13 protein-coding genes and 3 pseudogenes are annotated in these 18,804 nt (G+C 34.4%); 8 read left to right on the forward strand and 8 right to left on the reverse strand.

What is annotated here, in order from left to right; genetic code table 11:
- Entirely contained in the window at nt 1-645 is a 645-nt protein-coding gene (locus BSU00_RS01060; protein ID WP_105002746.1) for a DUF4386 family protein, read from the reverse strand.
- A gap of 258 nt (nt 646-903) precedes the next feature.
- Here BSU00_RS01060 and BSU00_RS01065 point away from each other — a divergent pair, with 258 nt between their 5' ends.
- From BSU00_RS01065 to BSU00_RS12790, 3 genes are all read left to right on the forward strand, one after another.
- A complete protein-coding gene (locus BSU00_RS01065; protein WP_105002747.1) occupies nt 904-2,085 on the forward strand; it encodes an AIR synthase related protein in 1,182 nt (393 codons plus the stop codon).
- Between the two features lie 332 nt (nt 2,086-2,417).
- Nucleotides 2,418-3,191 carry a YARHG domain-containing protein gene (locus BSU00_RS01070; RefSeq protein ID WP_105002748.1) on the forward strand — a complete coding sequence of 258 codons (774 nt, stop codon included), beginning with the start codon at nt 2,418-2,420 and terminating at the stop codon, nt 3,189-3,191.
- A gap of 14 nt (nt 3,192-3,205) precedes the next feature.
- Nucleotides 3,206-3,481 carry a hypothetical protein gene (locus BSU00_RS12790; RefSeq protein ID WP_146104771.1) on the forward strand — a complete coding sequence of 92 codons (276 nt, stop codon included), beginning with the start codon at nt 3,206-3,208 and terminating at the stop codon, nt 3,479-3,481.
- Between the two features lie 34 nt (nt 3,482-3,515).
- On the opposite strand, the gene BSU00_RS01075 is transcribed toward BSU00_RS12790, so the two are convergent.
- From BSU00_RS01075 to BSU00_RS01095, 5 genes and pseudogenes are all read right to left on the reverse strand, one after another.
- Nucleotides 3,516-4,463, reverse strand: a complete 948-nt coding sequence (locus BSU00_RS01075) for a PHB depolymerase family esterase (RefSeq protein WP_105002749.1) — start codon at nt 4,461-4,463, stop codon at nt 3,516-3,518.
- Between the two features lie 222 nt (nt 4,464-4,685).
- A complete protein-coding gene (thrC, locus tag BSU00_RS01080) occupies nt 4,686-5,993 on the reverse strand; it encodes a threonine synthase (RefSeq protein WP_105002750.1) in 1,308 nt (435 codons plus the stop codon).
- A 22-nt stretch (nt 5,994-6,015) separates the two neighbouring features.
- Nucleotides 6,016-6,948 carry a homoserine kinase gene (locus BSU00_RS01085; RefSeq protein ID WP_105002751.1) on the reverse strand — a complete coding sequence of 311 codons (933 nt, stop codon included), beginning with the start codon at nt 6,946-6,948 and terminating at the stop codon, nt 6,016-6,018.
- A gap of 8 nt (nt 6,949-6,956) precedes the next feature.
- A pseudogene (gene thrA, locus BSU00_RS01090) lies at nt 6,957-9,397 on the reverse strand (bifunctional aspartate kinase/homoserine dehydrogenase I).
- Nucleotides 9,398-9,635: 238 nt separating this feature from the next.
- Nucleotides 9,636-11,198 (reverse strand): hypothetical protein, encoded by a 1,563-nt coding sequence (locus tag BSU00_RS01095; RefSeq protein ID WP_105002752.1) that lies wholly within the window; start codon nt 11,196-11,198, stop codon nt 9,636-9,638.
- Between the two features lie 132 nt (nt 11,199-11,330).
- On the opposite strand from BSU00_RS01095, the gene BSU00_RS01100 reads away from it, so the two are divergent.
- From BSU00_RS01100 to BSU00_RS01120, 5 genes and pseudogenes are all read left to right on the forward strand, one after another.
- Complete coding sequence (locus BSU00_RS01100) at nt 11,331-12,506, forward strand: 2-isopropylmalate synthase (RefSeq protein WP_105002753.1); 1,176 nt, start codon at nt 11,331-11,333, stop codon at nt 12,504-12,506.
- Nucleotides 12,506-13,887 (forward strand): annotated as a pseudogene (leuC, locus tag BSU00_RS01105) (3-isopropylmalate dehydratase large subunit). The gene BSU00_RS01100 and the pseudogene leuC overlap by 1 nt, the downstream one beginning before the upstream one ends.
- Nucleotides 13,887-14,465 (forward strand): 3-isopropylmalate dehydratase small subunit, encoded by a 579-nt coding sequence (gene leuD, locus BSU00_RS01110; protein ID WP_105002754.1) that lies wholly within the window; start codon nt 13,887-13,889, stop codon nt 14,463-14,465. The pseudogene leuC and the gene leuD overlap by 1 nt, the downstream one beginning before the upstream one ends.
- Nucleotides 14,466-14,505: 40 nt before the next feature.
- Nucleotides 14,506-15,619, forward strand: a pseudogene (gene leuB, locus BSU00_RS01115) (3-isopropylmalate dehydrogenase).
- Between the two features lie 365 nt (nt 15,620-15,984).
- Nucleotides 15,985-16,851: a M57 family metalloprotease gene (locus BSU00_RS01120; protein ID WP_105002755.1), complete on the forward strand. Its 867-nt coding sequence runs from the start codon at nt 15,985-15,987 to the stop codon at nt 16,849-16,851.
- Between the two features lie 55 nt (nt 16,852-16,906).
- Here BSU00_RS01120 and BSU00_RS01125 read toward each other — a convergent pair whose 3' ends face one another.
- Entirely contained in the window at nt 16,907-17,611 is a 705-nt protein-coding gene (locus tag BSU00_RS01125) for a LytTR family DNA-binding domain-containing protein (RefSeq protein WP_105002756.1), read from the reverse strand.
- A 7-nt stretch (nt 17,612-17,618) separates the two neighbouring features.
- Entirely contained in the window at nt 17,619-18,734 is a 1,116-nt protein-coding gene (locus BSU00_RS01130) for a sensor histidine kinase (RefSeq protein ID WP_105002757.1), read from the reverse strand.
- Nucleotides 18,735-18,804: the final 70 nt, after the last annotated feature.

Below are 18,804 nucleotides of genomic sequence, written 5' to 3' on the forward strand. Positions count from 1 at the left end.
TTATTTACTTTCCTTGATTAGTAGCCATAACGAAAAAGCAATTTCTCCTATTATCATAATGATTGCAATGCATGCGCTTAAAACAGAGGCAGTATCTATTTCCGATAGGATAAGTTTTAAGGTGTATAATACAACGTATATACAACCCATTATGAACATCACAATTTGCAGTAGTTTAGGAGTGTTTTTATTCCACTGTAGTAAAACACTCATTAAAACTAAATGGATACCATACATTATCAAACCGAAGTGCCATGTGGAGAGAAACAAGTAATAATTATGCTTTACAATAGCAATATTTAAATCCTCTGTAGCAAAATTACTATAGAGGTAATAACTTGCTAAAGCAACAACCAACGTATACATTAGTCTACAAATGCTGCTAACTAAAGCAGTCATTTGCTGCATGCCTTTAAAATAGTGATACAGAGAATACGACACTGTGAAATTGCCTAAAAGTATAATCACAATTCCCAAAATCATTTTTTTGTACAAGGGTGGGTTTTTGGGTATAAACAATTCTTTTTGATCCTCTACGTACCAATTGTAAATGTCAGGAAACCAATGATAAAGCGTACAACAAGTAATTATACTTATGATAAGTATCCCCCAGCCAGATATAGTAGCCGCTCTCGTCTTATGCATTGCTATTGTTATTAATTTTTAAGGATTTTGCTACCTAGATTTTTAAAAGGTAAGCTACATGAGGGATATAATCAAAAATAATTAAAAATTATAAATCAGATGTTGTTTTTGCAATGTTTTTTTTATTGCATTCAGAGAATTCACCTTTGAAAAAAATATAGGATAATTTTATAATCCTAAAATTATAAACGTTTATTTACTTTGATAGTTTCCTGTTTTTAAAGTAATTTCGCAGCACACAATACAATTCAAATACACATGAGTCAAGAAGTTTCTAAACGGTATGCACAAAGAGGTGTATCTGCATCAAAAGAAGATGTGCATAATGCCATAAAAAACATAGACAAAGGTTTGTTTCCTAAGGCATTTTGTAAAATAATTCCAGATCACTTAACCAATGATGATTCCTATTGCATTATCATGCATGCTGATGGAGCAGGCACAAAAAGCTCTTTGGCGTATATGTATTGGAAAGAAACTGGAGATGTTTCTGTTTGGAAAGGAATTGCGCAAGACGCGCTAATTATGAACATCGATGATTTGCTGTGTGTTGGTGCTACAGATAATATTTTACTTTCTTCTACAATTGGTAGAAATAAAAGCGTAATACCAGGGGAGGTGCTATCTGCAATTATCAATGGTACAGAAGAGTTAATTGAGGAGTTAAAAGGATTTGGAGTTACCATTCATTCTACAGGCGGAGAGACTGCAGATGTTGGAGATTTAGTTCGCACCATTATTGTAGATTCCACGGTAACTGCCAGAATGAAGCGTTCCGATGTTATTGATAATGCAAACATTAAAGCGGGTGATGTTATTGTTGGATTGGCATCTTTTGGACAGGCAACTTACGAAAAGGAATACAATGGTGGTATGGGGAGTAATGGACTTACTTCAGCCAGACACGATGTTTTTCATAACTATTTAGCAACCAAATATCCAGAGAGTTTTGATGCAGCAGTTCCAAAAGAATTAGTGTATTCTGGGAACACCAAATTAACTGAAGAGGTTAAAAATGCTCCCTTAGATGCAGGTAAACTAGTCTTGTCACCCACGCGAACCTATGCGCCCATTATAAAGTCTATTTTATCAAAGTATACTGCGGAAACTATTCACGGAATGGTGCATTGCTCTGGAGGAGCACAAACAAAAATTTTACATTTCATAGAGGAGAACCACATCGTTAAGGATACGATGTTTCCGGTGCCACCTTTATTCCAATTAATTCAAGAGCAATCTAAGACCGATTGGAAAGAAATGTATCAGGTTTTTAATTGTGGACACAGAATGGAGTTGTACGTTTCTCCGGAAGTAGCAAACGACATCATAGCGATATCGAAGTCATTTAATGTAGATGCTCAAGTTATAGGAAAAGTATTACCATCTACTACTAAAAAACTTACTATAAAAAGTGAATATGGTACTTTTGAATACCAGTAAATTATTTAACATATCTATAAATTTAAAAAAGGCTACTTACTGTAAGTAGCCTTTTTTTGATAGATAACGGTACAGAAAATATTACCGTATCATTTTTATTCGTAACGAAAAATAACTGTAAAGCTTAAAATTAGTATTTTAGAAATCTAATTATTAAACCTTACCATGAAGTTTTCGCATGTATTTTTTCTTTTTGTATTTTTTTTATTCATATTTCCAATGGGCAAAAACTTGCAAGCACTTGGACGGACGGAGAGCAACTATTTTATCCACAGATTATATCCACGGAGTATATACAATTCGATGGTGGTACACTTCACGAGGGAGGCTCCATGTTCTACACCAGAATTTTAGGTCCTGAAAGGATGCAAATCATCGGAAGGACCTCCGGTAGTGATATTGGTATCTCTTATGGAAAAAAAGGAGATGTATTAGAATATAAAATCTTAAATGGATTTGAGGTTTTACTTTTGAAAGATGCTAAGAACAGCATCCTTGGGCTTTTGCAAAAGAGAAAGGACCTTTATAATTTTCAGGTACAAAACAAAATTAATTTTGAACTTGCCGGAAAATACAGAGTAAAGGGCAAAAATTATTTTATTTCTTTTATGCCAAATAAAGCAGAGGTGAAGGGCATGGGTAGCGAAGAGTCCTATAATTTCATCATGGAATACGATGCTCCCATAAATGCTTTTTCTATTGGAGGAAAACTATACCGATATCTAAAAACTTACAGGGGACTTTTGTTATACGAAGGAACATTGGAAGCAGCGCTTGAAGATATAAAACCAATCGAGTTAGAGCTGGTAAATGGATTTCCTTTTGCTAGTACAAACCTGTTCGGTGATTATACCTTTGCCTCAAGTATTCCGTTAACCAACGCAATGCTAGCAAAGTATTCTTCCAAGGAATTACGTTTGATACGAAATGAAATATTTGCTCGGTACGGATTTGTTTTTAAAAGTGCAGATTTACAAGCACATTTTGATACTATGGATTGGTATGTTTCCATAAAAAATAGTCAGAAGGTTGCTCTCACACCCTTAGAGAAAGTCAACATCCAATTGCTGCTAAATATGGAAGCAATAAAAAAAATGAAGAAATAACTACTTACGATTTATTGCAAGGGAAGTGGAAATCCATAGACGATGCAAACAATGTATTGTGGTTTCAGGATACTTGGAGAAAGGAATCTACAGGTTCAAATAAGCCCTGGAGTAAAGACGCATTTATTCTAGCTGATGCATGTAATAGTAAGGTTCAGAATACTAGTGGGTCATATCTAGTCTGTCCTAATATAGACCTGTGCTGGTATATCATTTCTATTAACGCTACAACACTGCAATTGTCTTATATCGGTAGGGGAAATACTTTAATGTATAAACGAATACGATAAGCTTTTTTAAAAAAAAATCTAAAAATAATGAGAGTTATGGAATGAAACCATCAAGATTGTATGCAGATAAAAAATTCCAAAGCAAGTCGTTTGTATTAAATCCGTTAAAATTCATATCAAACCAAACGTGACCTCCTCCTATGATTTTATAGTGTACTACAGAGATTTGTGTAGTACTATCTGAGTATATGTATTGTTCTGTAGTTGTTCCATTATTGAGTTGTGAATTAATCTCTGGATTATTTTCGATACCATTAAAATTCACCCAATAAGTAATTACATCTGGGATTGCTTTTAACCCATTCCCCCCTTGGTACGGAACAATTACGTCAGAAGTTCCGTGGATATTTATCACAGGAGTAGGGTGCGATGGATTGCATTCTCTATACGTTTCTTCTAACATGGTACCAGAAACAGAACCTACAGCAGCAATTTTATCACTAAGGTAGCACGCTAATGCATAACTAAAAAAGCCGCCATTAGAGTATCCACAGGCATAAATACGTTTGCTATCGATAGAATAATTGTCGGATAATTCAGATAATAAAGATGCTACAAAACCAAAATCATCTGCATCGCTTTTGTTGTTAGAGGTATCTAAGCCTGCATTCCAATGGGTTGCACCGTTTAAAAGCGTTCCTTCTGGGTATAGCAATATAAAATTCTCCTTGTCCGCTAAAGATCGCATATCGGCATATGTCATGTGCTCCTCTGCAGTACTGCCAAAACCATGGAAATTAAAAACAACAGGGAATACAGTGCTAGAAGTATATCCTTTTGGTAGGTACAATAAGTATTTTCTTGCCACGCCATCGTGCAAAAGACTTTGGTCGTATAATCCACTTGTCGCAGGATTTTTATCGACTTCTATTTTTGAATTTTCCGCACAAGAAATTAGAAATAGAATAACACTATACAGGCATAAGGCTAAAAATTTAGCTTTTATTTTTGAAGACTTTGTTTTTATCAAATGGTATTTCATAATTGGAAAAGGGTTGCTATAATATCTTTAAAAATAAGGAAACTTTCGGGTAATACCTTTTGAAAAAAAGTTTAATTATTTAATTTTTGTATCAGAAAAATTCTGATATACTGCTCTAGAAACTCGTATTGGCTATAGTATGAAATGTGAGTATGCGCTTAAGCACCGATACCATAGTTTACCGTTAAGGCATGGTATCGATATATCTCAAGGCAAATTGCATTACGTTAATGTTACTTTTGAGCTTGTATTTAGATATGTTTTCAATTCATCGTAGGAAGAAATTGGAATAGATTTTTTTTCTTTTGGTAATATGGCTTTGATTTGTTCTGGAATTACAAGTTTAGTTTGTAGCGTATCTTCCACAACAGGAAGAAATTTTACGGGATGTGCAGTCTCTAAAAATATATAAAAACTATTTGGCTGTGTTTTCTGGAATGCTTTGCATCCGAGGTAACCAACTGCTCCATGTGGATCGGCGATGTAATGTCGGGTTGTGTATATATGGCGCATTGCAGCAATAGTTTCCGTATCGTTGAAGGCAAACGAAGAAAAAACTTTTTTAAGTGACGCTAAATCATTTTGAAACAGTTCTTGAATTCGAATGAAATTACTCGGATTACCAACATCCATAGCATTAGAAATTGTTGCTTTAGAAGGATTGGGGAGGTATTTCCCATTCTCTAAGTATCTAGAAATAGTGTCATTACTATTGGTGGAAGCGATAAAATGTTGGATAGGTAAACCTAGTCTTTGGGCCATGACACCAGCACAAATATTTCCAAAATTACCACTAGGAACGGAGAAGACTATTTCTTTATTTTTTTTATACACTTGTTTATACGCGAAGAAAAAGTAAAACATTTGTGGCAACCACCTTGCAATATTTATGGAGTTAGCGGAGGTTAAGATAGGTTCAATGTCTTGGTCTAAAAATGCAGTTTTCACCATTTCTTGGCAGTCGTCAAAAACACCATCTACCTCCAAAGCGGTAATATTTTGTCCTAGGGTTGTTAATTGTTTTTCCTGAATAGTACTCACCTTCCCACTCGGGTACAAAATCACGACTTCTACACCTTCTACGCCGAGAAAACCATTAGCAACAGCGCCACCCGTATCCCCAGAGGTAGCTACAAGAACGGTCACTTTTTCTTGTGAATTTTCATAAAAATGGGCCAAACATCGCGCCATAAACCTAGCACCAACATCTTTAAAGGCCATGGTTGGCCCATGAAATAATTCTAAAGTTCCAATGTTGTCTTCAATAGGAACTACTGGGAATTCGAAAGATAAAGTGTCTGCTATTATCTTTTTTAGTTCGTTTTTAGGAATGTCATTACCGACAAATTGTTGGATTACTTTAAAGGCAATTTCTTCCTCAGAGTAGTTCTCTAAATTTTGGATAAAGTCTTTGGGAAGCGGTTCTATGTGTTCTGGGAAGTATAGACCTCTGTCTGGAGCCAAACCTTTTACAACCGCCTCTTTAAAGCTAACGGATGGTGATTTTTTATGTAAACTGTAATAATGCATATGCTGATTTTGTTTTGTGTAGTTAATGTCGTTCGAGTATCTGTACCCCTTTTGTGCTAATCTTAGAAGTAAAAACATGAAAGGGAATTCCTGTAGTAGAATAGGAGTTTTCTATAGCTTGTTTTACTTTTTTAGTAGATTCATCTCCTTTGCAAAGTGCGAAGATTGTTGGGCCAGAACCGGAGATACCTGCTCCTAAAGCACCAGCATCAATAGCAGTGCTTTTAACTGTGTCAAAATGTGGTATCAAGTGTTTTCTAACAGGCTCTACGATAATATCGCATAAAGAATTTCGTATGCATTCATAATCATTACTATACAAGCCACTTATGAGGCCACCAACATTAGCCCATTGTGTAACTGCATCTTTTAGTGTAATTTTTTCAGGTAGGACCTCTCTGGCGTCCTTAGTTTTTATTTCAATCTGTGGATGAATTGCCACAAGACGCAACGCATCGGGTACTGGAAGTTTAATAATATCTAGTGGTTCGTAACTTCTAATTAGTACAAAACCTCCATAAATCGCGGCTGAAACATTGTCTGCTATAGCAGATCCACAAGCTGCAACTTCTCCAAGCATGGCAAACTTTGTTAGTTCTAAAGCTGTGTAAGGATTTCCGAGTAAAACATTCATGCCATAGGCTGTTCCGCTTGCACTAGCAGCACTGCTGCCCAAACCACTTCCCGGAGTGAAGCCTTTGTGTATGGTTATAGCAACACCAAAATTTACATTCTCTGCCTCTAACATGGCAAGAGCAACTACACCCGCTACATTTTCTTTTGGATCTAAGCTTAATCCTGTAGCACCCGTAATTTTGGTAATACGAACACCTCTTTCACTTGTTTTTATAAAGGTCATTTCATCGCCGATAGTCTCTACCGCAAAACCTAAAGAGTCAAAACCACAAGAAACATTTGCGACTGTTGCCGGAGCGAATATTTTTAAATACGTCATTGTTTTGATTATTTGTTACCAACTCGAATTACATCTGCAAAAATTCCGGATGCGGTAACTTCTGCACCAGCACCAGCTCCTTTAATCAAAAGCGGTTGCTCTTGGTACCTATCGGTGAAAAATAAAACAATATTATCACTTCCCTCAAGGTTATAGAAGGGGTGGTCTGGAGCAATTTGTTGCAAGCCTACTTTAGCATTACCATTTTCAAATTCAGCAACATATTTCAAACGACTATTATTTTTGTTTGCTGCACTAAATAGGTTTTGAAAATGATTTTCAAATTTCACTAAACTGTTGTAAAATTCTTTATTGTTAGTACTTTGTAAACTCTCCACCGGCAAGAAGGAATTGTTTTCGATAGCATTTAATTCTAAGTTATGGCCACTCTCTCTTGCTAGGATTAAAATTTTTCTCGCAACATCTACACCACTTAAATCAATTTTAGGATCTGGCTCAGTGTATCCTTCATGTTGCGCTTGCTGTACTACATCGTGAAAAGTTGTTTTTTCATTAAAATTATTGAACACATAATTCAAGCTTCCCGATAAAACTGCCTGAATTTTCTGTATTCGATCTCCTGATGCAATTAAGTTCTTTAGGGTGTCAATAATTGGTAACCCTGCACCGACATTAGTTTCATATAAAAATGGAGCATTATATTTATTCGAAACTTTTTTCAGGGCCTTGTAGTTATCGAGTTTTGAGGAACACGCTATTTTATTACAGGTAACCACTGCAATACTTTGTTCTAAGTATTTTTGATAAATCTCCGAAACTTTTTTGTCGGCAGTGTTATCAATAAATACAGAATTGCGAATGTTAAATTTTTTTACCTGATGAAAAAATCTTCTATAGAAGCTTTTTGACCATTCTCTAATGCATAGCCCCAATTGTTAAGATCTATACCTTCGGTATTAAAAATCATTTTTTTAGAATTGGATAAACCAACCACACGAATATTCATTTTTAGATGTTCTTTTAGATAATCGTTTTGTTGGTTAATCTGTGCCAAGAACTTTTTACCAACATTTCCAACCCCCGAAACAAAGAGATTTATTTGCTTTATTTTTTCTTCAAAAAATTGTTCGTGTAGGGTATTGAGTCCTTTTTTGGCATCCATACTATCAATAACAGCGGAGATGTTTTTTTGAGACGCTCCTTGAGCTATTGCTCTTATGTTTACGTTGTTTTTACCTAATGCGCTAAACATTTGACCACTTAATCCTTGGTGATTTCTCATGTTGTCTCCTACCAAGGCTATGATGGATAAATCTTTTTCTACAATAACCGGTTTTACTTTTCTACGTTCAATTTCAACTTCAAAAGTTTTGTTGATAGCAGATACAGCTTTGTCGGTGTCTTCCTCATAAATAGCTACACATATGGAGTGTTCGGATGAGGCTTGCGTAATAAGAACTACATTAATATCTGCATTGGACAAAGTCTCAAATAGGCGTTTTGAGGTTCCTGAAACACCGACCATTCCACTTCCTTCTATGGTTAATAAAGTAATATTTTCTATATGACTTATTCCTTTTACAGGTGCTGTATTGTTTGGGGTATTTGAAATTAGTGTTCCTTCTTCGTAAGGTTCAAAAGTGTTTTTTATAACAATAGGTATATTTTTCTCTAAAACTGGTTGAATGGTAGGAGGGTAAATAACTTTCGCACCGAAATGGGATAATTCCATGGCTTCTTGGTAAGAAATTTCTGCAATTGGAAATGCTTGTCTTACAATACTTGGATTTGCCGTATACATGCCACTCACGTCAGTCCAGATTTGTAATTCATCCGCATCTAAAGCTGCTGCATAAATTGCTGCTGTATAATCTGAACCTCCCCTTCCCAAAGTTGTGGCAACACCACTTTCGGTTTGCGCAATAAATCCTGGTAATACCGTAACCTTGTAATTATTCTCTGCAAAGTATGTAATACAGTTGTTATTAGTGGTTTTAAAATTCACCTGTGCTTTATCAAATACATTTGATGTCGTAATTAGTTCTCTACTATCTTTATACACTGCTTTATTACTAATCTTGACAACTTCAGAAATGATATAGGAAGATAATAGTTCCCCAAAACCACTTATGGTTGCCATGGCTTTTGGTGTAATTTCTCGCAAAAGAAAGCAACCTTCTAAAAGAGTTTCCAACTGCTTAAAAAGTGTGGTAACTCTGTTTTGCACCTGCTCTTTTTTGTCGGTAGTTATTAGATTTTGAACCACATTGTCATGCTGTTCTTTGACCTCCGAAAAACGCTTCATGTAGCTGCTGTCATTAGATGCGGCAAGCGTTGCTGCCTCAATTAATTTATTGGTAGTCTTTCCAAAAGCGGATACAATTACTGCTACTTTTTCTGTTTCTGCGGCTTTGTGAACGATTTTAACTACTTTTTTAATGTTATTGCTGTTGGCTACTGAGGAGCCACCAAATTTTAAAACTTTCATTTTAAAGGTTTGTAAGGTTTTGACGTATAGAAAATTATATATTATTTATCTTTTTTCAAAATGTTTGAAAATATAAATAGGACGAAATAGATAATATGTGAAAACAGAACCCCCTAAAGGTAATAATAATGGTAGTAGTGATATTGCCAACAAATGCCTTAGCGAATGCCATGGTTGCGGTGTAAGTTTTATATGTTTGCGTGGCTAACATTATTCCAAAGGTATAATTAATTTTATATTAATGCTTTATTTTTTGAAATTTTTCTTGAATTATTTGTGCAACGCTCTTATTTCTAATCTTACTTTCTAGCCATGACATTATATCTAGGTATAAAAAAGCTCTTTTTTCATATGGATGATTTTCATAGGTCTTTAAGCGATTATAGATCTTTTTAAACTCATTTTTTATTTGATGCGGAAATACATCACCAAGAGTTTTAATAGACGAAATAAATTCCTTTTGAACTTCTTGCAGGTTTTCCATTTTCAATAAAAATCTGTAGGTATCTTTAAATTGTACCTCCAAATGATAATCTAAACCAGATTCATAGTGCGCAATTAAACTTAATACTCTTGCAAAACATTGTAGATCTTCTGCAACATGTAAGTTTTTTGATTTGATAATTTTATTGAGATATGCAATACATTCTCTATTTTTGCCCATACCAAAATACAAACAAGCAATTTTATAATAAAGCACTACGATGTGATGGTTGTCTAGTAGCGTTCGATAGTTTTCAATTTTTTGCGTAATTATGGCAACCAAATATTCCCCCTCTTCAAAAGTGCCTTCCAAAAAATGTAAATGTAGCTTGTTCGCGTAGTAATATTGAAAGATTAATATTTCCGTATTGCTATTATTTGGAATTTTTTGCGATTCGATATTTTGTTCTAAATATTTGAATTCTATTTTAAATTTTTCGTAATGTTTTATAAAAAAAAGACTCTCTAAGAGGTAATTCATTCCTTTTAAATAAAAAACTGGATGTAAATAAATTGTTCTTGAGTCATTTTTGAAGAGATCAATCCACTTGTTCGCATATTTATAACTTTGTAAAAAGTTTTGCGTTAAAAAACTATGCCATAAATTGGCTTTGTACAGCCATAATTTTTCTCGAAAACCAAGCTTATCAAAGTCGTACTTTGGCAGTTTAGAAAAAAAATAATCATCTACTTTTTTGAGTTCTGCATCATTTCTTACATATCCTTTTTGCAGTAGAATTCCATAGAGTTGTAAGGATAAATTAGATAGCTTACTGGTGATTACATTTTGTTGGCTTAATTCTTTTGCTTGTACTGTAAGTGCATCTGCTCTGTTGTGAATACTTCGCGTTATGTATTGACTTTCAATAAGTTTTTCAAACTCTACTATTTCATATGCGATATTTTTTTCTTCGCTGTCAATAGCCATGTTTTTTGCTTTGTCTAAAAGTTTTAAACTCTGTTTATATAGTCCTTTCAAATATAAAACCGTAGCAAAATCTAATTGTTCTCGAATCTGTATTCTAATGTTTTTGTGCGCCGGGTTCAATCGCAAACTTGTTAGTATTTGCTTGTATAGATGGGCTTTTAAATTAGAAAGTTGTTGTTTGCTTACAATACCACTTTTAATAATAGCTCGTTCATCGTAATTCTTTTGTTTTTCTAAAATTTTAAACAGAGCATAAAATTTTGCATCAACATTTCCACCAAGTCTACCAATATAGAGGTTGAATTGTCGCTTTTCAGATTTAGATAAAGACTTTATTAGAATAAATAAAGCATCATTTTGTTGGTTGGTTGATGTAATTGTTTTACTCATATTTATCTAGCAATCAGTATTTTGTGTTTTTATTTTAGCGTTTAAATTTCGTAAACTTTTTTTTTTAAACTCATTCTTTAGCGTTTCCAATATATACATTTGATTTTATAATTTGATAAAAGTTTTACGGTTATGCCAAATGATAAAGTCCAAATTTTTGATACTACTCTTAGAGATGGCGAACAAGTTCCTGGTTGTAAATTAGATGCAAAGCAAAAATTAATTATTGCAGAACGATTAGATTTTATTGGAGTCGATATAATAGAAGCTGGTTTTCCGGTATCGAGTCCGGGCGATTTTACTTCTGTTAGCCAAATCGCAAAAATAGTTAAGAATGCAACAGTTTGCGGTTTAACTAGAGCGGTAGAAAAAGATATTGAAGTTGCTGCTGAAGCTTTAAAATTCGCAAAAACACCAAGAATTCACACTGGGATTGGAACCAGTGATTCCCATATAAAATATAAGTTTAATGCCTCAAAAGATGAGGTCATTGAGCGTGCTAAAAATGCAGTTGCCTACGCGAAAAAATATGTAGAGGACGTAGAGTTTTATGCAGAGGATGCAGGAAGAACTGATAATGCATTTCTCGCTAAAGTTTGTGAAGCGGTAATACAATCAGGCGCTACTGTTCTAAATATTCCAGATACGACAGGGTACTGCTTACCAGAGGAATACGGTAAAAAAATTAAGTATCTAAAAGAAAATGTAAAAGGAATCGATAAAGTAACCATATCCTGTCATTGCCATAACGACCTTGGATTAGCAACTGCAAATTCTATAGCAGGTGTTATGCATGGTGCACGACAAATAGAATGTACTATCAATGGAATAGGTGAGCGTGCAGGAAATACTGCTTTGGAAGAGGTAGTAATGATTTTAAAACAGCATCCCTATTTAAATCTACAAACCGATATCAATACAAAACTATTATATGACACAAGTATCATGGTGCGTGAAAAAATGGGTATGTTAGTACAACCTAATAAAGCAATTGTTGGAGCAAATGCTTTTGCCCATAGTTCAGGTATTCATCAAGACGGAGTCATTAAAAATAGAGAAACTTATGAAATCATTAACCCGGAAGATGTTGGGGTTACTGAAAGTGCGATTGTATTAACCGCAAGAAGCGGAAGAGCCGCATTAGCGTATCGAGCAAAAAAAATTGGCTATGAATTAACAAAGCTTCAACTAGATGCCGCCTACAGAACCTTTTTACAGTTTGCAGACAAACAAAAAGAAGTTATTGACGAAGACTTGCATGTAATCATGAAAAAAGTGAACAAAATATCTAAAATAGCAATAGCCTAATGGGAAAAACATTATTTGATAAAGTGTGGGATGCTCATGTAGTGGAAACAGTGCCACAAGGACCACAAATTTTATACATAGACCAGCATTTAATTCACGAAGTAACCAGTCCTCAGGCTTTTAATGAATTAAAAGAACGTGGCATTCCGATAGCAAGGCCCGATAAAACAATAGCTACCGCCGATCACAACACACCAACATTAAACCAACATTTACCGGTAAAAGATGATTTATCTAGAAATCAATTGGAGCAATTAACCAAGAATTGCAAAGAAAATAATATCACTTTATATGGGTTAGGACATCCAAATAATGGAATCGTACACGTTATTGCTCCTGAATTAGGAATTACCCAACCAGGAATGACTATGGTTTGTGGAGATAGCCATACGTCAACCCATGGGGCTTTTGGAACTATAGCATTCGGTATTGGTACTAGTCAAGTAGCGCAGGTATTTGCAAGCCAATGTTTGTTGTTAGAAAAACCCAAAAGTTTGCGAGTGAATGTTAATGGGACCCTCAAAAAAGGAGTTTTGCCAAAGGATGTAATCCTGTATTTAATTGCAAAATTGGGCACCAATTCCGGAACAGGGTATTTCTGTGAATACGCAGGAAACGTGTTCGAAGAAATGTCTATGGAGGGAAGAATGACAGTATGTAATATGAGCATAGAGATGGGGCTAGAGGCGGAATGATAGCGCCAGATGATGTTACTTTTGCATATCTAAAAGATCGAGATTTTGCTCCAAAAGGAAAAGCCCTTGAGGATAAAGTTGCCTATTGGAAAACTTTGAAAACAGATAGCGATGCGGAATTCCACAAAGAGTACTTTTTTGACGCAAGTGATATTGAGCCAATGCTTACTTATGGAACAAATCCTGGGATGGGCATTAAAATATCAGAGGTAATACCAGAAACAAATGAAGCCTCATTTAACAAGGCTTTAAACTATATGAATTTTGAGAAAGGAGAAAGCCTCATCAATAAGAGCGTTAATTATGTTTTCATTGGAAGCTGCACAAACTCGAGGATTGAAGATTTTAGAGTGGCTGCAAATTACGTTCAAGGAAAACAAAAGGCTCCCAATGTAAACGCGTGGTTAGTTCCCGGTTCACAAAAAGTTGCCAAACAAATTGAAGAAGAAGGATTGCAGGATATTTTTGAAAAGGCAGGCTTTCAAATGCGACAACCTGGTTGTTCTGCTTGTTTAGCAATGAATGATGATAAAATACCCGAGGGAGAATACTGCGTTTCAACTTCTAATCGAAATTTTGAAGGGAGACAAGGACAAGGTGCTCGAACTATATTGGCAAGTCCATTGATGGCAGCGGCAACTGCAGTGGAGGGTAAAATTATAAACTTTATAGAATATCTTAACTAATGGAAAAATTTGTAAAACTCATAGATACTGCGATTCCTTTAGCAACGGAGAATATCGATACAGATCAGATTATTCCTGCAAGATTTTTAAAGGCTACCGATAAAAAAGGTTTTGGGGATAATGTTTTTAGAGACTGGAGGTATCGAAAGGATGGGCAGTTAGAGGAAACCTTTATTTTAAATAATCCGATGTACCAGGGCAGTATTCTTATTGCTGGCGATAATTTTGGTTGTGGCTCCAGCAGAGAACATGCAGCGTGGGCATTACACGGCTATGGCTTTCGAGTTGTAATCAGTAGTTTTTTTGCCGATATTTTCAAAGGTAATGCACTCAATAATGGGATATTACCAATTCAGGTTACCGAAACATTCTTATCGGAACTATTAAGCCTGACAAAAATGAATCCATCTACAAGGATTATAGTTGATTTGGAGGAACAAATGTTACGAACTCCTGTTGGAAATACGAAGTTCAAAATAGATCCTTACAAAAAGATGTGCTTGTTAAATGGGTATGATGACATTGACTTTTTGGTAAGTAAAAAAGAGGCCATAATAGAATTTGAAGCAACAAAGTAAGTTATTCTAATAGCTACTGTACTAGTAAAAAATATAAAAGATGAAATTAAAAATAGCGGTAATACCAGGAGATGGAATAGGACCAGAAGTTACTACACAAGCAAAAAAAGCATTAGACGCAATTGCTGTTGCTTTTGATCATATTTTTTATACGAGGAGGGGGCAATGGGAGCCTGCGCAATAGATGCTACAGGAGAACCTTTGCCAGAGAGTACTTTAAACCTGTGCAAACATTCTGATGCCATTTTGTTTGGTGCAATTGGAAATCCAAAGTATGACAACAATCCAAATGCTAAAGTTCGTCCGGAACAAGGACTACTAAAATTACGAAAAGAGTTAGGTTTATTTTGTAATGTCAGACCAGTTAAAGCCTATGATAATTTAATTGAAAATTCGCCTCTAAAAAAGGAAGTTATTCAGGGTACTGATATTTCTATTTACAGAGAATTAACCGGTGGGATATATTTTGGAGATAAACGAGTAAGCGAGGATGGTAAAACTGCCTTTGACGATTGCGCTTATTCCGAATCAGAAATTACTAGAATTGCGCATTTAGCTTTTCAGGCAGCGCAAAAAAGATCGCAAAAACTTACTTTGGTAGACAAGGCAAATGTGTTAGAAACCTCAAGATTATGGCGAAAAACTGTAGGTGAAATAGCTATTAATTACCCAGATGTAGCTTAGATTTTCTTTTTGTAGATAACGCAGCAATGCAATTAATTTTAAATCCTAAACAGTTTGATGTAATTCTTACAGAAAATTTATTTGGCGATATACTATCCGATGAAGCAAGTGTAATTGGCGGTTCTATAGGACTGTTGGCTTCTGCTTCTATTGGAGCGCAAAATGCGCTGTTTGAACCAATACACGGTTCCTTTCCCCAAGCAACAGGTAAAGATATCGCTAATCCAATCGCATCCATATTGTCTGCAGCTATGTTGTTGGAGCACGTTGGTTTACTCGAGGAAGCAAAAGTAGTTGAGAATGCAGTGCAAAAATCTTTAGACTTAGGCATTACTACAGAAGATATTAATACTAAAAGATCTTTTTCTACTAGTAAAGTTGGTGATTTTATAGCAGATTATATACAACACCAATACGATAGTGATGTTAATTTTCAAAATATACATGTGGGACAAAGTACTATCATATAATAGTGTAGCATAGTGATTTTTAGTAAATAAACCCGGAGAGCCTATCTTCGGGTTTTCAATGTTTAAAACAGAGAACTTTTTATTATTGTGATGTTTGATATGGTACTTTTAATTCAATTTAAGATAAATATTTAACAAATTGATTATTTTTTTAACATTGTAGATTAGTATTTCTTTCTATGATATTTATTTTTTTTCATTTTAAATTATTTCTACATCTCTTGATTTTATTAAGTTTTTAATTATTTTAACTGTATTGATTTGTTTCTTTTTTAAAGAAATCGTAATTAATTTTGGTTTTTTTTGCATAATGTGTAATTTTGGCTTGATTTAAAAACCCATTCTAAACAATTAAAACTAATATTATGACAAAAGCGAAAATGGTCGTTCTTGCGGCCCTGTCATGCGGTGTATTCTACACCTCTTGTTCATCTGAAAACGAATTGAACGATGCAACAGATCAAAATTCTTTAAACAAACCAATTCCTGAAAACATTATTGACGCTGCCACTAGTTTGGAATTAAATACAGACTACATGCGTTATGATACCTTCTATTTTCCCGACGGGACTTCTGAGGAGCGTATTTTTGTAGAACAGGATATTGTAATGACAGAAAAAGAAATTTTAGATTTAGCAGATTTAAAAGCATCTGCAAAAAATGCGGATACCTCTGGAAGACAGTATGCAACCAACAGTTTGGTTTCTCAGGGAAGAAATATTTCTATCATTGGTTACACCGGTGGTGGTGGTTTTGGTCTTTCCAATAAGGAACGTACAGCACTTCAGTGGGCTGTAAATAACTACAACAGGTTAAGCGGTGTTTCTATTCGTTTTACCCTAACGTTTGGGACCAATTACCAAGATAAAGATATGGTAGTATACAACAATCCAAACTCTGCTGGAGCTGGTGGTAGTGCAGGTTTTCCAAGTGCGGGAAGACCCTTTAAATTTGTTCAAATTTATGGTCTAGCGGCTTATGATACCAATGTAAACGAGCATGTCATTACCCATGAAATTGGGCATTCCGTTGGTTTTAGACACACAGACTGGTTTAGTCGTCAGAGCTGTGGACAAAATACCAATGAGGGAACTGCTGGTGTTGGCGCAAATCTTGTATCGGGTACTCCTTCCGGTTATGACCCGACTTCTGTAATGTTAGCTTGTTTTAGTTCTACAGAAGATGGAGAATTTAATAATAATGATATTATTGCCTTACAAAACATGTACTAATCGAATGGTATTAAATTCTTAATGAAAAACCGCCAATTCGTTGGTGGTTTTTTGTTTACAATTCTTTTATTTTTCGAAATACGTCTTGCTTATAACTTATCCCAATCGGGATTTCAATATCTCCTATTTCCACGTCATTAGCTGTAAAGGCTGTAATTTTTGATGTGTTTACAATGTAAGATCGATGTGTTCTTATAAAATAAGGAGGGAGTTTTTTTTCAAAATCACTTATTTTATCTTTGGTGGTGATATTTCCTGTGTTCGTATGAATTCTTATATAATCTTTTAAGCTTTCCGCATATAAAATATCCTTACAAAAAACTTTATAGTATTTTTTGTTCATGTTGATTAGTATGGATTCGGAAATCGAGATATCTTGGTGATTCATCTTCGTGTCTACCGTAACTTTTGTTTCAAAATATTTATCTATTGCCTTAAAAAAGCGAGTAAATGAAATAGGTTTTAATAAATAATCAACTACCTCTAATTCATAGCTTTCGGGAGCATAGTCGCGATAAGCAGTAGTTAGAATTACTTTAGGAGGATTTTGTAGCGAGTTTAAAAACTCGATGCCTGTAAGTAGGGGCATTTGGATGTCTAAGAAAATTAAATCAATGCTTTGTTTTTTTAAAATTTCAAATCCCTCTATGGCATTAGAACACCGTGCTGCAATATCTAAGTTTGGTATTTTTGCTATGTACGATTCGATAAGTTGTAACGCCAATGGTTCATCGTCTATAATCATGCACTTTGTTTTCATCACTTTTTTATATGAGATTTAAATTTAACGATAGTTCTACCAAAAAGCTATTCTTTTTTTCAGTAATTACCATAGAATGTTTGTTAGGGTATAACAGTCGTAACTGGTTTTTCGTATTCGATAAGCCAATTCCGTGTACTATATTTGTGTTTTTATCACGGGTTTTAATAGGTTTTGAATTGTAAATACTAAAGAATAATTTTTTAGCAATGACCCTGATATTAATTTTTATTTCTGCTTTTCCCGTACTTCCACTTGCTCCGTGTTTAAAGGCGTTTTCGAGTAAAGAAATTAAAAGTAATGGCGCTATAGAAGTATGCGGATTATCTATTTCTTTTTCAAAAACTAAAGATAATCTATCTCCGTATCGTAACTTTTCTAAGTCGATATAATTTTGGAATAACTCTATTTCTTGAGCAATAGTTACGTTACTTTTGCTTCCTTTATATAATATATAGTCTAGCATTTCAGAAAGTTTTAAAACTGTTTCTGGCGCTTTTTCAGACTTTTGAAGTGTTAAAACGTATAGGTTATTCAGGGTGTTAAATAAAAAGTGCGGGTGTATTTGCGTTTTTAGAAAGTTTAGTTCGGCAGTTACTTTTTCTTTTTCGAGAATTATATTTTTCCTTTTAACTTCTGCACGATCTTTCCATAGTTTTAAACTTAAAAATAAAAACACAGGCAGATATACGATATAAAAAAAATCTTCATACAGTCTTTGTATGTCGGTCGCAATTTCATAAATAGACTCTTTTGTAAATGGAGGTTCTCTAAACAGTTCCTCAACGACGTAAACCACTAGGAACCTCGCAAGAAATGAAAACACATAGGTGCTGAGAAAAAATAAGATACTAAATGTTAGGTATTTTTTTTGGTTTAAAAATTTTGGATTGAGATAATAAGCGATGAAATAGAAAGCCAAAATTTGTGGCACGATAAGTATGAGGTATTTAACGATAGATTTGTCTAACGTATAAATAGCATTCTGTTTTATTACAGCATATACCACTAGCAGTATAACCCAAAAAAGAATATCGTTTATCCATTTGTTTTTACTGTCGATTTTAGCCTTGATTTTATCTATAATTCGCATGTATCCAAAGATACATATTGAAATGGTCATTTTTGTTTTTTTAGACCGATTCGATTTAAATACCTCTGAATAGTCTATATCATAGGGTTAGTTTTATTAA

It is taken from the genome of Tenacibaculum sp. SG-28, from assembly GCF_002954385.1.
Classification (GTDB): Bacteria; Bacteroidota; Bacteroidia; order Flavobacteriales; family Flavobacteriaceae; genus Polaribacter.

Coding starts and splice junctions, on each gene's coding strand:
- BSU00_RS01060 (WP_105002746.1), bottom strand. CDS start 645: ATGCATAAGACGAGAGCGGCTACTATATCTGGCTGGGGGATACTTATC.
- BSU00_RS01065 (WP_105002747.1), top strand. CDS start 904: ATGAGTCAAGAAGTTTCTAAACGGTATGCACAAAGAGGTGTATCTGCA.
- BSU00_RS01070 (WP_105002748.1), top strand. CDS start 2,418: ATGTTCTACACCAGAATTTTAGGTCCTGAAAGGATGCAAATCATCGGA.
- BSU00_RS01075 (WP_105002749.1), bottom strand. CDS start 4,463: ATGAAATACCATTTGATAAAAACAAAGTCTTCAAAAATAAAAGCTAAA.
- thrC (WP_105002750.1), bottom strand. CDS start 5,993: ATGCATTATTACAGTTTACATAAAAAATCACCATCCGTTAGCTTTAAA.
- BSU00_RS01085 (WP_105002751.1), bottom strand. CDS start 6,948: ATGACGTATTTAAAAATATTCGCTCCGGCAACAGTCGCAAATGTTTCT.
- BSU00_RS01095 (WP_105002752.1), bottom strand. CDS start 11,198: ATGAGTAAAACAATTACATCAACCAACCAACAAAATGATGCTTTATTT.
- BSU00_RS01100 (WP_105002753.1), top strand. CDS start 11,331: ATGCCAAATGATAAAGTCCAAATTTTTGATACTACTCTTAGAGATGGC.
- leuD (WP_105002754.1), top strand. CDS start 13,887: ATGGAAAAATTTGTAAAACTCATAGATACTGCGATTCCTTTAGCAACG.
- BSU00_RS01120 (WP_105002755.1), top strand. CDS start 15,985: ATGACAAAAGCGAAAATGGTCGTTCTTGCGGCCCTGTCATGCGGTGTA.
- BSU00_RS01125 (WP_105002756.1), bottom strand. CDS start 17,611: ATGAAAACAAAGTGCATGATTATAGACGATGAACCATTGGCGTTACAA.
- BSU00_RS01130 (WP_105002757.1), bottom strand. CDS start 18,734: ATGACCATTTCAATATGTATCTTTGGATACATGCGAATTATAGATAAA.